A 16074-nucleotide genomic window follows, 5' to 3' on the forward strand; every position below is an offset into this window, starting at 1 on the left:
CCACACGGCGAGCAAATAATTGGCTATACATGAAAGGAAGAAAATGGAAAAAAGACTCTAAGAAGGAGGCCCATGCAGACCTATCAAGTGCTGATCATCGGCAGCGGGTTTGGCGGCCAGTGCGCGGCGGTCAATTTGCTCAAGGCCGGCATCGACGATTTTCGCTTGCTGGAGCGGCGGGACTTTTTCGGCGGCACCTGGTGCCAGAACACCTACCCCGGCGCGGCGGTGGATGTGCCGTCGCCCCTGTATTCCCTTTCGTTTGCGCCCTACCCCTGGACGCAGATGTTCGCCGAACAGGCCGAACTGCAACGCTACACCGAACACGTCATCGAGCGTTTCGGCCTGCGCGATCGGGTGGAACTGGAGGCCAACGTCGAGCGGGTCGAGTGGGATGACACCGAAAAACGCTGGGCTGTACACACTGGCACCAAAGGCATTTTTTATGCGCAGTTCCTGATCAATGCCACCGGGCCGTTGAGCCAACCGGTTATCCCACACTTCCCCGGTCAGGATCGCTTCAAGGGCAAGACTTTTCATACAAACAATTGGGATCACAGTTACGACTATCACGCTGAACGCGTGGCAATTGTCGGCAGTGGCGCCAGTGCGGCTCAGGTCATTCCCGCGATTGCATCCGAGGTCGCCGAATTGCACGTATTTCAGCGCACCGCGCACTGGGTGCTGCCCCGGGCCGACCGTACATTCGGGCGGTTCCAGCGTTGGTTGCTGGGTCTGAAACCGGCCTACAAACTGCTGCGCTGGATGATCTATTGGCAATTCGAAACCCGGGTCATCGCCTTCAAATACTCGAAACCGGCGATTCACATGGTGCAGCGACACGCCCTGAAGTTTCTCAAACGCCAGGTGGCTGACCCCGAGTTGCGGAAAAAACTCACACCGGACTTCACCATCGGCTGCAAACGGGTATTGGTCTCCAGCACCTATTATCCGGCGCTTACCCGGCCCAACGTCACATTGCACAGCCGCGAACAAGGTATCGCCGCCCTCGACGAAACCGGCATTATCACCACGGATGGCCAGCACATCGACGTCGATCTGATCGTCTGGTCGACCGGTTACGACGCCACCGACGGCGTGATTTCCTACCCGGTCAGCGGAAAAAACGGCGTAAAACTGCGCGATGTCTGGGCGCAGTATCCACGCGCCTACCTCGGCACCAGCCTGCCGGACTTTCCCAATCTGTTTATCGTCACCGGGCCGAACACCGGCATCGGTCACACCTCGGCATTGTTCATCATCGAATCGCAGATGAACTACATCCTCGACTGTATCCGCACCGTGCAGGCCAAAGGTCTGCGCAGCATCGAAGTTCGCCCCGAAGCAGAACGTACCTACACTCAGATGATTCACCGGGAGATGGAGCGCACGGTCTGGAAAACCGGCGGCTGCCACAGTTGGTATCAAAGCAAGAGCGGTCATGTGATCGCGATGTTTCCCGGCTTCAGTTTCAGCTACCACCGCTTGACCCGGGCGCTGAAACCAGCCGACCACATTCTGTCTTGAACAAGGAAGACCCACGATGCTTTTGCTGTTTGTCGCCCTCGCAGTTTTCGTGGCCTGGAGCTGGTTGAGTTACCCGGCGGTCGGTCACTGGCTCTACGACCTGAGCGCGGCCCTGGAGGCCAGGCTTTACCGGTTGCACAAGATCGAAGTGCCCATCGCCGAAATGACCGTGTCGACCTGGCAAGGCGGGCCCTATGAAGCGTCGAGCAGCATTCTGATGCTGCATGGCTACAGCGCCGAAAAGAACCTGTGGCTGCGTTTTGCCCGGCACTTTGTCAGCCAGTATCGGGTGATCATCCCGGATCTGGCCGGTCACGGCGAAACCGGCTTCAAGGCCGGTGGCGGCTACGACATTCCGGTACAGGCCAAACGCATGATTCAGCTGCTCGACGTCTGCGGGGTAGAGAAAGTCCACGTTATCGGCAACTCCATGGGCGGTTACATCGCCGCGTGGCTGGCGGCGACCTATCCGGATCGCATCGCTTCGGTGGCGCTGATCGACCCGGCCGGCGTCACCGCACCAGAAGCCAGCGACATGGAGCGTCACCTGGCTCGTGGGCACAATCCGTTCCTGATCAATTCCCGGGAAGAATTCCGACACTTCTATGCGATGACCATGGCCTCACCGCCCTGGGTACCCGGACTGGTGCTCGATGCCATTGCCCAACGCTATGAACAGCAACGGGACGAACTGGAAGAGATCTTCCGGGACTTCCGCGCCAGCCCGCCGATGGAACCAAAGCTGCCGGACATCAAATGCCCGGCGCTGTTGCTCTGGGGTCGCAAGGATCGGTTGATCGATGTCAGCAGCGTGCCGGTGTGGAGCAAGGGCATCGCCAATCTGCGGGTGGATGTGTGGGACGGTGTCGGGCACATGCCGATGGTCGAGCAGCCGTCGAACACGGCACGTTTGTATCGGGAGTTCCTGGGAGAAAACTCACGCGCGGACAGGTAAACGGTCAGTCGTTGGCAGAATGAAGTTCGTAGGATTCTTCGTTTGCCCGCGTCGGCGAAGGCTGCGATCTTTTCCTCCATCCTTTACGTGACCGTGCCAGGAATTTTTTTCATGACCGTGCAGCCGTTCGTCAGCCCCGACCTGATCCGCCAACGCTTCTCCAAAGCGATGTCCGATATGTACCGCGAAGAAGTGCCGCTGTATGGCGCACTGATGGAACTGGTGGAGCAGACCAACCGCGAAGTGCTGGCACGCGAGCCGCAGATCGCCAGTCAGTTGCACAGCACCGGCGAAATCGAACGGCTGGACATGGAACGCCACGGTGCAATCCGCGTCGGCACTGCCACCGAACTGGCCACCCTCGCCCGCCTGTTCGCCGTGATGGGCATGCAGCCTGTGGGTTATTACGACCTGACACCCGCCGGCGTGCCGGTGCATTCCACGGCGTTCCGTGCGGTGCATGAAAATGCGCTGCAGGTCAGCCCGTTCCGGGTGTTCACTTCGTTGCTGCGACTGGAATTGATTGAAGACCCCGAACTGCGAGCCTTCGCTCAATCAGTGCTGGATCAGCGTTCGATCTTCACCCCGACAGCGTTGCGCCTGATCGAGCAGGCCGAAGCCGCTGGCGGACTGACTGAGTCCGAAGCCGGGGAATTTGTCCTGCAAGCGCTGGAGACTTTTCGCTGGCACCACAGCGCCACCGTCACCGCCGCGCAATACCAGACCCTCAGCGCTCAGCATCGTCTGATCGCCGATGTCGTGGCCTTCAAGGGCCCGCACATCAACCACCTGACCCCGCGCACGCTGGACATCGACATCGTTCAGGCGCAGATGCCGCTGCATGGCATCACGCCAAAAGCGGTGATCGAAGGGCCGCCGCGTCGGCAACACCCGATCCTGTTGCGTCAGACCAGTTTCAAGGCGCTGGACGAGCCGATCGCCTTCACTGACCAGACAGAAACCCGAGGCAGCCACAGTGCTCGCTTCGGCGAGATCGAACAACGAGGTGCGGCGCTGACACCCAAGGGCCGGGCGTTATACGACCGTCTGCTGAATGCTGCGCGAGATGAGTTGGGTGACTTCCCCAACGAAGCCAATGCCTCACGCTACAACGCGCTGATGACCCAACACTTCAGCGAATTCCCTGACAGCCTCGATGGCATGCGCGAACAGGAATTGGCGTATTTCCGCTATTTCCTGACAGGCAAAGGAAGTCGTCCCGCTGATGTAACGCTGCAAGGGTTATTACGTGACGGCTATGTGAAAGCCGAACCGCTGGTGTACGAAGATTTCCTGCCGGTCAGTGCGGCAGGGATTTTTCAGTCGAACCTGGGGGATGCGGCGCAGACGCACTATAGCGAGCATTCCAATCGACAGGCGTTCGAGTTGGCCTTGGGGCGTTCGACCATTGATGAGTTGGGGCTCTATGCCGAAACACAGCGTCGTTCGATTGAAGAATGCCTCACGGCGCTGACTCGATAAGCGGCGATGCGGCCTTTGGCCATACTGCGCAAGAAGTTGCGCAGTTGCTGGTAATAAAAAGGCCTCTCGAAACGCTGTAGGCCTTGTGTATCAAGGCCTACAGCCAAGTGCGCAAGAAGTTGCGCAGTACTGCGCAACTTCTTGCGCACTTCGAGCTACCGAACTGATCAAAAAACGCTCAAAGCCGCGATCCAGAGCGGTCAAGTCCCCGGCTCCCGGGGACGTGGCAAAAGCTGGCACGCTCCTTGATAACAGTCAGGCACCCACCGGGCGATTTCGCCTCCCGGGCACCCTAACTTTATCCGCAAGGAGAGCATCCCATGGCAACACCAGCGTACATGTCGGTTACCGGCGAAAAACAAGGCCTGATCACTGCCGGCGCCTTCACCGCCGACTCCGTTGGCAACACCTACCAGGAAGGTCACGAAGACCAGGTCATGGTTCAGGCGTTCAGCCACGACGTGATCATCCCGCGTGACCCGCAATCCGGTCAGCCAACCGGTCAGCGCGTTCACAAGCCAGTGATCATCACCAAGGTCTACGACAAGGCTTCGCCACTGCTGCAAGCTGCTCTGACCTCCGGCGAGCGCATGAGCGAAATCGTTATCCAGTGGTACCGCACTTCGGCTCAAGGTACCCAAGAGCACTACTACACCACCAAACTGGAAGACGCGATCATCGTCGCCATCAACAACAAAATGCACAACTGCCAGGATCCAGGCAACTCGCACTTCACCCACCTGGAAGAAGTGCAGTTCACCTACCGCAAAATCACCTGGACCCACGAAGTATCCGGTACTTCGGGTTCCGATGACTGGCGTGCTCCAGTCGTTTAATTACGGCTGATCGTTGCAAGCATCGGCCAGCTCTGCTGGTCGATGTTGTTTACGCCCTCCAGAATTTCGCGTGCGTTGATCCGCCTGGCGGTCATCGACGAACGCCGCTGTACAGCACGAGGAACAAGGGATGTTCGCGCCGGCCAATGAAACCCACTTTGCCCTGACCATCGAAGGTCTTTCCGCCGACTTTCAGGTGTTTACCCTGACCGGCCGGGAAGCCATCAGCCAGCCTTTTGTGTTCGAGGTGGAGCTGGTCAGTGAGCAGCCGTCGCTGGACCTCGAAACCCTGCTGCACAAACCGGCCTTCCTGCAGCTGTCGCCCGACGGCAGCGGCATCCACGGCCTGATCTACCGCGCCGCGCAAGGCGATTCCGGCAAGCGCCTGACACGCTACTCCGTGACCCTGCGCCCGCAACTGGCGTACCTCGCGCACCGAATCAACCAGCGGATCTTCCAGAACCTCAGCGTGCCGAAAATCATCGGCAAGGTCCTCGAAGAACACGGCATTCAGGGCAACGCCTACGCCTTCCAGACCGGCTCGATCTACCCCGAGCGCATCTACTGCGTGCAGTACGACGAATCGGATCTGCATTTCATCCAGCGCCTGTGCGAAGAAGAAGGCATTCACTACCACTTCCAGCACAGCGCCACGGGCCACAAGCTGGTGTTCGGCGACGACCAGACGGTGTTTAAAAAACTGGCGCCGGTGGCCTATCAGCAGGACTCCGGCATGGTCGCCAGCGACCCGGTGATCAAGCGCTTCGACCTGCGCCTGGAAACCCGCACCAGCCGCACCACCCGCCGCGATTACGACTTCGAAAAACCGCGCATCACCCTCGAAAGCGAAAACCGTGGCGACGCCCTGCCCGACCTCGAGGACTACGATTACCCGGGCCGTTTCGTCGACCGAGAACGCGGCAAGCACCTGGCCAAACGCGCCCTCGAACGCCATCGCAGCGACTTCCAGCTCGCCGAAGGCAAGAGCGATCAGCCATTGCTGGTCAGCGGTCATTTCCTCGCGCTGAAAGAACACCCGAAGGCCAAGTGGAACGATCTGTGGCTGCTCACCGAAGTCCTGCACGAAGGCAAGCAGCCGCAAGTGCTGGAAGAGTCGGTCACCAGTGACACCACCGCGCTGAAAGACGATTTCCATCAGGGCTACCGCAACCGCTTCCAGGCCACCCCGTGGGACGTGCCGAACCGCCCACCCCTGCGCCACCCGAAACCGCGCATCCTCGGCAGCCAGAGCGCCGTGGTCACCGGCCCGAAAGGTGAAGAAATCCACTGCGACGAATACGGTCGCGTCAAAGTCCAGTTCCACTGGGATCGTGAAGGTCAGGCGGACGACAAGACCAGCTGCTGGCTGCGCGTGTCTTCTGCCTGGGCCGGCGCCCAGTACGGCGGCATCGCCATCCCGCGCATCGGCATGGAAGTGCTGGTCACCTTCCTCGAAGGCGACCCCGACCAGCCGCTGATCAGCGGCTGCCTGTACCACAAGGAAAACACCGTCCCGTACGCCCTGCCGGCGAACAAGACCCGCACCACCTTCAAAACCCTGAGTTCCATGGGCGGCGGTGGCTTCAACGAACTGCGCATCGAAGACAAGAAAGGTCAGGAACAGATCTTCCTCCACGCCCAGCGCGACTGGGACGAGAACATCGAACACGACCAGAAAATCCGCGTCGGCAACGAACGCCACGACGTCGTGGAAAAGAACAGCTACACGGAATTCAAGGCCGAAGAACACCACACCGTTTACGCAGACCGCAAAGTCGAAGCACGGGCCAACGACCACCTGACCGTGGGCGTGAACCAGCACATCAAGATTGGCACCGGGCAATTCATCGACGCCGGCCAGGAAATTCACCTGAGCAGCGGAATGAAAGTGGTGCTGGAGGCTGGGGCCGAACTGACGCTGGTCGGCGGTGGCAGCTTCATCAAGATCGATGGCGGCGGCGTGACCATGAGCGGGCCGGCAATCAACATCAACTCCGGTGGTGGGCCGGGAAGCGGCACGGGGGCGGCGCCGTTGATGCCGGGCGTGCTGAAGCAGGCGGATGCCGACAAGGCTGGCGCCGTACTGACCCCGGCGCAAATCAACACCCTCAAGCGTAATGCGCCGTTTTGTGAAGAGTGTGAAAAATGCAAGGCAGGTGCTTGTGCCATCTAATCGACTGACACCCAAGGATTGGCTGGCACAACAGCCGCTGCAAAAAGATGAGCGTCTGTATTTGATCGTCAGCGCCGCCAGTGATGCCGAAGCGCTCAAGGCTTTGTATCAGAGTGAACCGTCCGTGCAGGCCATTCCCGTCTGGGGCGGGACGCCCTACTCCACCTGGCAACCGGTGATGCCTTACGTCGCCGAACTCAAGGCCAACTCGGCCTTCCTGCCCTGGATCACCGAAACCGACGCCCTCGACTGGGGCTGGCTGGCGATCTCCCGCTCGGAACCCAACGAAGTCTTCGAACACCTGCGCAGCCTGACCCAAGTGAAAATGCCGGACGGGACCGAGGTGTTTTTCCGGTTCTGGGATGGGCGGCATATCCATCCGATTCTTGAAGGGTTGGGTGAGACGGCTGGGGAAGTGCTGCCGGTGTTTGAGCGGTATCTGATTAATGGACGGAGCCTGGAAGTCGGGCCGAGGGTGGTGCCGAAGGTGAGGGATTGGCCGTGGTGGGAGGTGCCGAAAGACCTGCTGGACAGCTTGATGGCCGAAAATCCGTCAACCGTGATCGGCAACATGATGCAGTGGCTGCAGGAAGAGCATGCCGACCTGTACTTCTCGTTTCCGGAATCGAACCTGCAAAAGAAAGTGGCGCGCTTCGTAAAACGCACGCCACTCACGGAAGAAAATTTTACCGGCCTGCTGAAGGCCCATCTGGAAAGTGAGGTGGCTGTATGAGCATTTTGATGGGTGAGATTGTTGCCAATCTCAATGCAAAACAACCTGACGCTCAGGCCATCATCAGCGACTTCAAGAAGTGTCTGAAGGATTATCGCGAGCATGCCGAAGCCTGGTACGGCGGCATTCTGGACGCTGAGCAGCAGTTCAAGGTCGGTGACGAAGTCGGTACAGCGGACAAGGACAGCAAAAAGGAAAATACCCTTTATGCCAACTGCCCTGCCAACGGCAAACTGAAGCTGGTTCACAGTTTTGAATCAGCGCGTTTTGTCCCTATCGGCAATACGCCGGTGCGACTGGTGCCGGTGGAGGATGGCAAGCTCTATGGCAAGAACGAAGTCGGTCAAGCGATCAACGTCAAAATCGGCCCAAGCGGCATTCTGGAGGTCACAGGCCTCAAACCGCATCAGCAATATGAAATCACTTTTTTCCCGAATCCCACCAAGGCTCAGATCGATAGCCTGTTCAACTCCTATCAAGGCGTAATCGGGGACCTGAGCGGCTGGCTGCAAACAGAGTGGACCACCGATTTTCTGCCACTCTGGCAAGCACATACCAATGCATCCATGGGTGGACGGGCATTACAACAGCTGGAATCGGCCTGGAAGGGATTCCTCAAGGCAATCATGGGGCTGTGGGGGGACATCAAGAGCCTCTACGACCTGGTTGCGCACCCTCGGGAAAACTACGAGAAGCTCAAAAAGTTCTTCACCGAAGAACAGATAAAGAAGATCTATAACGCTTCGAAAGAAGCCATCCAAACAGCACTGCTGATCGCCAGTGACGAACCACTCATGTGGATCTACGTCGCGGCGATCGTCGCGTGGGTCAAGATGCTGCCTCCGCAGACCTGCACTGAAGTGCTGGCAGAACTGACTACGGAAGTACTGCTGAACATCCTGATCGGTATTGTTTTGACGGGCGGGATCGGTTTGGCCGTCCGTATTGGCACCAAGGGCCTTAATGCTGCAAGGAACAGCGGCAAGGTCATGACACTGATTGAAGACTTCACGTCGATGCTGATGAAGATCAGCAAGAAGAATGCGACGGCGCACGCCGATACGGCGAAACCGTTAATGCTCAACGGCAATTCGCCACTGAATCAGGCGCGAAAGGCAAGCGTAGAAATTGCGCCTCCAAAACCCGCAGAGACCGCCACACCACCCAAGAAAAAACCACCCGTTTCCGGAGGTGCTGTAGAGACGGATGCGCAGATTCATGCACGCGGCAAGAGGGAAAACAGTACCCGCGCCCAACAACAGGAAAAAGTAGACAACGCGCCCGACCAGTCCAAAAACCCGGCGGATCAACCTGCTCAGTGCGCCGATAAGACCTGCACTAACGGTGAACCGGTATCGATGGTGACCGGCGAGGAATTGCTGACACTCACAGACGGCATATTGGGTGGGCTGCTACCCGTTGAATGGACACGTCTCTACCGCAGCAGCGCGGTCGAAATCGACGGGCGTCTCGGCCATGGCTGGAGCCACTCCCTGTCCCATCGCCTGCAAATCAACGATGAAGGCGTGTTGTGGACTGATAACGAAAACCGTCAGACCCGCTTCCCGATGCCGACCGAACAACGGCCAGCCATCACCAACAGTCTGGCTCAGGCGGCGATTTATCTGGGCAGCGCGCCTGGTGAACTGATCCTCACCCAAGCAGGGGCAAAACCACGCTTTTATCATTTCCGCGCAGACCGCCTGACGACGGTCAGTGACTCGTACGGAAATCAGGTGCATATCAGCTATGACCTGGTGGGGCGGATCCAGCGCATCGATAACGGTGCTGGCCGCGCGTTGCTGTTGCGCTACGACGATCGCCATATCGTTGCCGTGGATCAGCAACAACAGCGTTCCGAGTATGACGAGCGTGGTGAGCGCCAGGATCCGTGGCTGACCATTCAGACCCTCGTCACCTATCGCTACAACGCTCGCAATCAATTGGTCTCGGCCTCCAACGCTGCAGGCGAAACCGAGCATTACCGCTATAACGATCAGCACGTCATTCTTGAGCGGCAACTGGCCGGTGGCGCCAGTTTCTTCTGGGAATGGGAACGTGAAGGCAAGCTCTCCCGCTGCGTACGTCATTGGGCCAACTACTCCCAACTGGAAGCTCGCTACGAGTGGGATGACAAGGGCACGGTAACGGTTCACAACGCCGATGGCAGTGAACAGGTTTACGTGCATGACGAAAATGCACGTCTGATCAGTGAAACCGCTGCCGATGGTGCTGAAACGCAAAACGCCTATGACGCTGAGGGGCGTCTTGTTGCTGTAAAAGATCCAATGGGGGCCATCACCGAGTATCAATACAGCGATGCCGGACGATTGATGGCTGTCATCCCGCCGGAAGAAGAACCGACCCACTACAACTATTTCGATGGTCAACTGATTGAAGTCAAACGTGGCAAGGCCCGTTGGCAGTACGACCGCAATCAACAAGGCGACATCATCCAGCAAATAGACCCACAGGGCAACGAAACCCGCTACAGCTACGACCGCCAGGGCCGCTTGCTGGAAATTCACCATCCTGATGGCAGCCGCCATCAACTGGGCTGGAACAACCTCGGCCAATTACTGGAGGAGCGCCTTCCGGACGGTGGTCAGCGCAAGTATCGCTATGACGCACTCGGACGCCAGATCACCCGGCAGGACGAATTCGGCGCCATTACCCATTACCAATGGGACGCCGTCGATCGCCTGACCCAGATCACCCTCCCCGGCGGTGCCACCCGGGCTTTCACCTACAATCCCTACGGACGCGTCACCGCCGAACGCGATGAGCTCGGCCGCATCACCCGCTACGAATACGCCGACAACCTGCATCTGGTCAGCCGCCGCATCAATCCCGACGGCAGCCAGTTGCGCTATCGCTACGACAACGCGGGCCTACTGCTCACTGAAATCGAAAACGAACGCGGCGAGCATTACAAGCTCGACTACTACGCCAACGGCCTGATCCAGCAGGAAACCGGTTTCGACGGCCGCCGTACCGCGTACGAATACGACCTCAACGGCCAGTTGCTGAAGAAAACCGAATTCGGCGACGACGGCAGCGAATTGGTCACCGAATATCAGCGCGATGCTGCCGGTCGACTGCTGGTGAAAACCCTCGCCGATGGCGAAGAGATTCACTACAGCTACGACGCTCTGGGCCGTCTGGTGAATGTCGACGACGGTCACTGGCCGCTTGCCTACGAATATGACGTGCAGGATCGCCTGATCACCGAGCATCAGGGCTGGGGCACCACACGTAACGAATACGACAGCGTCGGGCAACTGAGTCACTGCCGCCTCCCCGACGGCAGCACACTCGACTACCGCCATTTGTCAGGCGGACGTCTGAGCAGCATCGACCTCAACGGCTCACGCCTGACCAGCCACCAATTCAATGCCGGTCGCGAGCAGCAGCGCCAGCAAGGCCTGCTGCTCAGCCAGTACCAGTACGACGAACAAGGTCGCCTGCAAGCGCACAGCGTCAGCCAACGCGAGAAAAACCTGTTCCAGCGTCGCTATAACTACGACGCAAACGGCAACCTCGCCGGCATCGACGACAGCCGAAAAGGCAACCGCAGCTTCCACTACGACCCGCTGGACCGCTTGACCAGCGTACGTGGCGCGACACCTGAAACCTTCGCCCACGATCCGGCCGGCAACCTGCTCGGCCAGAACAACGAAGGCACAGCCAACTTCGCCAACGTCAAAGGCAACCGTCTGCTGATGCAAGGCGACCGCCACTACGACTACGACGCCTATGGCAACCTGATCCGCGAACGTCGCGGCACCGGACAGAAGCTCGTCACCGAATACCGCTACGACTGCCAGCATCGTCTGGTCGGTGTCAGCCTGCCGGGCGGTAGCACTGCATCCTATAAGTACGACGCCTTCGGTCGTCGCATCGAGAAAACTGTCGATGGCCAGACCACCGAATTCTTGTGGCAAGGCGAACGCCTGATCGCCGAAAGCGGTGAAACCCGTTATCGCACCTATATCTACGAACCCGGCAGCTTCCGCCCGCTGGCGATGCTCGACGGCGAAGGCCCGCTTAAGGCGACGCCGTTCTACTATCAACTCGATCATCTGGGCACACCGCAGGAACTCACCGACTACAGTGGCGAGATCATGTGGTCCGCGAAGTACCGTGCATACGGCAACCTCGCTGCGCTGGATGTCAGCGAAATCGACAACCCTTTGCGGTTCCAAGGTCAGTATTTTGATGCCGAGACGGGCCTACACTACAACCGTCATCGCTACTACAATCCGGGTACTGGACGTTTTCTGACTCCGGATCCGATTAAGCTTGCGGGTGGGTTGAATAACTACCAGTACGTAACAAATCCTACTGGCTGGGTTGATCCTCTGGGGCTCCAACAGTGTCCAGATAATCTAGGTAGATACTTAGACAAACCAGCGAATGCTGATGGGTCTCTTAATATTGGTGCGGGTTCAAATCCAATTGAAGGTTATTACAACATTGACATTGATCCCAAAACGCCCGGAGTACATGCAGGTAATGCGACAGATTTGTCAGGCATAAAATCTGGTTCGCAGAGCTACATCAACATGGATAACCCCTATGGCTTTGACCCTTTAAATCCGGAGATCCTAAGAGTGCTATCTGAAAATGGACAGATAACCATCACCGGCAGTGCTTACGCCAACAAATATATAAAAAAATCACTCAAAAGAATTGAAGAGCTTGGGCTTAAAATCGTTTCACAAACAAAAGTTGACCCAACGGGGTTCAAGACCATTGAAGGCGAGCAGATCGGGTCCAAATCACTTGATCGGTTCATTATCGAGAGAGCAAAATGATTTTTTCAATTGATATCACAGAGTGCTTTGGCGCGATCGACTCCGATAACGCAGGCGGGATCATAAGCTATATCAGCATCCCCCCCATCGAAAACCCTCGGGAAAAATTTCACCTTAATCTATCAAACTTCGTACTTAACTTAATCGACAAGCCCGTCATCGCCTCGATCAACAGGCAGAGCTCAAACTTTTTGGAGAACATGACCGAAGACGGCTTCCTTGTAATAAGACGAGCCAGTATTTCCTTTGAGTCAATAAAAGGCTACGAAAAATTATTACGACTATTAAACCAAGACCACGGATATTTGACCCACGAACGCTACGGCCAAAAATTGAACACCGGAGACAAGATCTACGACATCAGCGGAAGACTCTTTTCGAACCCGGAGCTTTTAATTAACTTCGCATTCATTTCACCCAGCACTATAACACTTGAATTTAACTCATCAGACCACACCTACATAGAAAGCTACCCCGAGCTTCAAAAATCTTTAGAAAAACTAAATTCAAGAGAAAAACCTACTCAACCACCTCTCACAGGCCTATTCGACCCCACATATAGCAACACTCATACAATTAGCAACTTTGACGCTGGCTATCGAATTTACAATAAATAATTACCACGCGATCACAACGGGGAGCAGATTCATTTTTTGTTTAAGAAGCCAAAGGGGACAAGCCAAAGGGGACTGGGCGTTTTCTGACTCCGGATCCGATCAAGCTTGCTGGTGGGTTGAACAGCTATCAGTATGAAAGTCAAAGAGTCAAAGGGGACAGATTTATTTTTTGCTGATGAAAATAAATCTGTCCCCTTTCAACGCACTTCCACTGACGGCCCTGCAGACCCCCATGTTGGATACCAAACACCGGGGAAACGCGGTACTGGTGGCGCAGTTAGAGGACATATCTTATTAGAATCAGTGCCTGTATCACGCGCGAGAATTGGAGACCCGCAATGAACTACCTAGAAAAAGAAATCGACTCTGTCTTAGAAGAGCAGAACATAGCAAATAAAAAACTAAACGAAATTGAACTTGCCAACCTAATCAGAGATTTAACGATCGCATTCTTCTCCTCTCCCTCCAAGAATCTGGATCCATATTTTTTGATACACACCGAAAAAAAGCATGATCCTGAATTCTGGAAAAAAGTTGACACAATTGACGACCTTGAGTATCCCACTCTAATAGTTCACGACGACAAAACTCACGCTTGGAAACTAGAGTCTTCTACTGATCTCAAAGCGTTACTATTCGAAACGACTGGCTTCCCATTCTGGATAATAGGAAAAAATTTTAAAACCTTGACATACATGGATGACCACGACTGCGTACACACCAGCAAAAAACCTAACAAATAACGCACCTCCCAAAAAACATAATCCAAACAAATTAAAGCGGATACAAAATAAAGGGAGCAGATTTATTACCATTGAAAAAAATAAATCTATTCCCTTTCCACTCCGTCTCATTTTCACCCCGCATGATTTTCACAACATTTCAAAACCAACAGGCAAAATAAAAATCTTTCTCAAAACTAAAGGCAAAACTAAAGGGGACAAAACTAAAGAACTAAAGGGGACAGATTTATTTTTCGCTAAAGAAAATAAATCTGTCCCCTTTTCAGAAAATAAATCTGTCCCCTTTTCAGTCCCCTTTTCATTAATGACGGACAAGTCTGGAGAGAGCATCTTAAACAGTGATGGGAAACCAGTTCTTACTAGAGAATATCAATTCACACGTGCTGATGGCTCCAAAGTAGTCATCCAAGATCACTCAGCAGGGCATCAGTATAATGAGCCGGGAAATAAAGGTGACCAAACAGCACACTTCAATCTCAGGCCAATTGAAAATACGAGAACAGGCAAGGTTCCTGGTGCAAGAGATCACTATTATTTCAAGGAAAAAAAATGAATTCCTGGAACGAATTAGACGGAAGCAATTTTTTTAACAAGGTATTCACCTCACCCATCCCAATCGGGGAGATAGAACTGTTCTCCATAAATATTGACAACAGTAGACCAGTTATAATAATGGAGTTTGATATTCCAGATTACCCAGATGCACCGCCAGCCAAATGGAAGCAGTCTGGATTTAACACCTGCCGCATAGGTTTAAATTGCAGCAACATCGAAGACCTTTTAATAAAAAACATTCCCACCCATGAAAAAATGACAATCAAAATCACATCCAACGAACAAAAATTCAGAGTAATTGCATCCAGTGAAAATTCATTAATTGAATTCACTACTAAACATCCGCTACTTTGCGGCCCATCCGCTTACTTGAACGCCCCAGAATAACCAAAAAACCAAAGGGGACGAATAAATATCAAAACGGGGGCAGACTTATTTTCTTTGAAAAATGAATCCGCGCCCTTCCCAGTTAACTTGAAGAACAAAAATGAGCTTCCAGAAGACAATCCTTAGAAAAACATGGTGGGATTTGGACCAAAGGGGGACCAAAGAAGGGGACAAGAAGGGGACAGATTTATTTTTCTTCGGACAAAATACGTCCGCCCCCTTTCAATATGTAACACACGGATTTCCGGCATCTCCAGATCAAGTTCAAAAACACATGAAAAATACCAAACAATATGAGAAGAAAACTTAAATACGAACTCCAACCCCTCCGAGTACCCAGCGGATGGACAATCACAATCAACAACCTTTACGAGGTTGATCTCACCCCCGAAACTGCAGATTGGTTTAGTAGCTCAGTTTTACTAGGTGGTGCACGACAAACTACGGGACACTGCTTTGACTCCAGAGTTGAACCAGAAGGAGATCCATCGGGAGAGTTTGTAATTGAATTCCTAACAATCAAGTACGACAACAAAGGGAACCCTTTAAAAAACTCCGAGACATTCCTAGGGGAATTCAAAACAAAAACAAGATGGAATTTATTAAAAAAATCGAAGATTTTATGCTTGAAGCATAACAAACCAAAATTTTTTTCGCTGAAGAAAATAAATCTGCTCCCTTTTCAACCTCTTTCATACATTATGTTCTTGAAGACAATCCCACCACATACCTCAGAGCTTGGAGATTCCATCAAATGAAGGTCGTATGTATATTCAATAACCTCAATCAAGCACCAAATCCAGAAACCGTATCAAGATTAAAAAAACACATATCACTTCCTGATGGCGAATTAGACCTGCAAATAGGAAAAGAATACATTGTCTACGGAATAGTATTCCGGGACAACTGCCCTTTGTACTAAATATGCTCAGAAACCCATGATGAATATCCCATTCCTGTCGCAGCTGACTTTTTCGAAGTCATCGACAGAAAACTTTCGTGCTATTGGAAACTTTGCTTTCTCGCCTTAAAATCAAAGCCAGAAAGCAAGTTAGTATTCGCTGAGTGAGCTTCAGATATTAATTTTTATGAAAACCTGATTAATGGCGACAGACAAGCCATCGCTATATTTTCCAAATACAGAAAACTCATGGATGCAGAAGAATAGTAATTCCAGAACCATGATTACTTCGTATCGATCAACGCGTCCAACACCTCATACTTAACCACCACCCGATTCCCATACAAC

At 54.2% G+C, this 16074-nt stretch carries 11 protein-coding genes; all 11 read left to right on the forward strand.

What is annotated here, in order from left to right:
* The first annotated feature begins 72 nt into the window (after nt 1-72).
* The 11 genes from J5M72_RS15195 (at nt 73) to J5M72_RS15250 (ending at nt 14825) form a co-directional block, all read left to right on the forward strand.
* The gene (locus J5M72_RS15195; RefSeq protein WP_207866202.1) at nt 73-1527 is read left to right on the forward strand and encodes an NAD(P)/FAD-dependent oxidoreductase; all 1455 of its coding nucleotides are present in this window, start codon (nt 73-75) and stop codon (nt 1525-1527) included.
* 16 nt (nt 1528-1543) lie between these two features.
* On the forward strand, nt 1544-2482 hold the full coding sequence (locus J5M72_RS15200; protein WP_207866204.1) for an alpha/beta fold hydrolase: 939 nt from the start codon (nt 1544-1546) through the stop codon (nt 2480-2482).
* A gap of 111 nt (nt 2483-2593) precedes the next feature.
* Nucleotides 2594-3964 (forward strand): VOC family protein, encoded by a 1371-nt coding sequence (locus tag J5M72_RS15205; protein WP_207866206.1) that lies wholly within the window; start codon nt 2594-2596, stop codon nt 3962-3964.
* A 320-nt stretch (nt 3965-4284) separates the two neighbouring features.
* Nucleotides 4285-4800: an Hcp family type VI secretion system effector gene (locus J5M72_RS15210; protein ID WP_003226246.1), complete on the forward strand. Its 516-nt coding sequence runs from the start codon at nt 4285-4287 to the stop codon at nt 4798-4800.
* Nucleotides 4801-4930: 130 nt separating this feature from the next.
* Nucleotides 4931-6973, forward strand: coding sequence for a type VI secretion system tip protein TssI/VgrG (tssI, locus tag J5M72_RS15215; RefSeq protein WP_207866208.1), 2043 nt, complete (start codon nt 4931-4933; stop codon nt 6971-6973).
* Entirely contained in the window at nt 6963-7706 is a 744-nt protein-coding gene (locus J5M72_RS15220; RefSeq protein WP_169432619.1) for a DUF4123 domain-containing protein, read from the forward strand. Before tssI ends, J5M72_RS15220 begins: the two co-directional genes overlap by 11 nt.
* Nucleotides 7703-12523 carry an RHS repeat-associated core domain-containing protein gene (locus J5M72_RS15225; RefSeq protein ID WP_243433338.1) on the forward strand — a complete coding sequence of 1607 codons (4821 nt, stop codon included), beginning with the start codon at nt 7703-7705 and terminating at the stop codon, nt 12521-12523. The genes J5M72_RS15220 and J5M72_RS15225 overlap by 4 nt, the downstream gene beginning before the upstream one ends.
* A complete protein-coding gene (locus tag J5M72_RS15230; RefSeq protein WP_169429780.1) occupies nt 12520-13140 on the forward strand; it encodes a hypothetical protein in 621 nt (206 codons plus the stop codon). The genes J5M72_RS15225 and J5M72_RS15230 overlap by 4 nt, the downstream gene beginning before the upstream one ends.
* A gap of 338 nt (nt 13141-13478) precedes the next feature.
* The gene (locus J5M72_RS15240) at nt 13479-13883 is read left to right on the forward strand and encodes a hypothetical protein (protein WP_169429779.1); all 405 of its coding nucleotides are present in this window, start codon (nt 13479-13481) and stop codon (nt 13881-13883) included.
* Complete coding sequence (locus J5M72_RS28955) at nt 13840-14436, forward strand: HNH/endonuclease VII fold putative polymorphic toxin (protein WP_243433339.1); 597 nt, start codon at nt 13840-13842, stop codon at nt 14434-14436. Before J5M72_RS15240 ends, J5M72_RS28955 begins: the two co-directional genes overlap by 44 nt.
* The gene (locus tag J5M72_RS15250; RefSeq protein ID WP_102686526.1) at nt 14433-14825 is read left to right on the forward strand and encodes an Imm50 family immunity protein; all 393 of its coding nucleotides are present in this window, start codon (nt 14433-14435) and stop codon (nt 14823-14825) included. Before J5M72_RS28955 ends, J5M72_RS15250 begins: the two co-directional genes overlap by 4 nt.
* Nucleotides 14826-16074: the final 1249 nt, after the last annotated feature.

Source organism: Pseudomonas sp. 58(2021) (genome assembly GCF_017491585.1).
Taxonomy (GTDB): Bacteria; Pseudomonadota; Gammaproteobacteria; order Pseudomonadales; family Pseudomonadaceae; genus Aquipseudomonas; species Aquipseudomonas fluorescens_BT.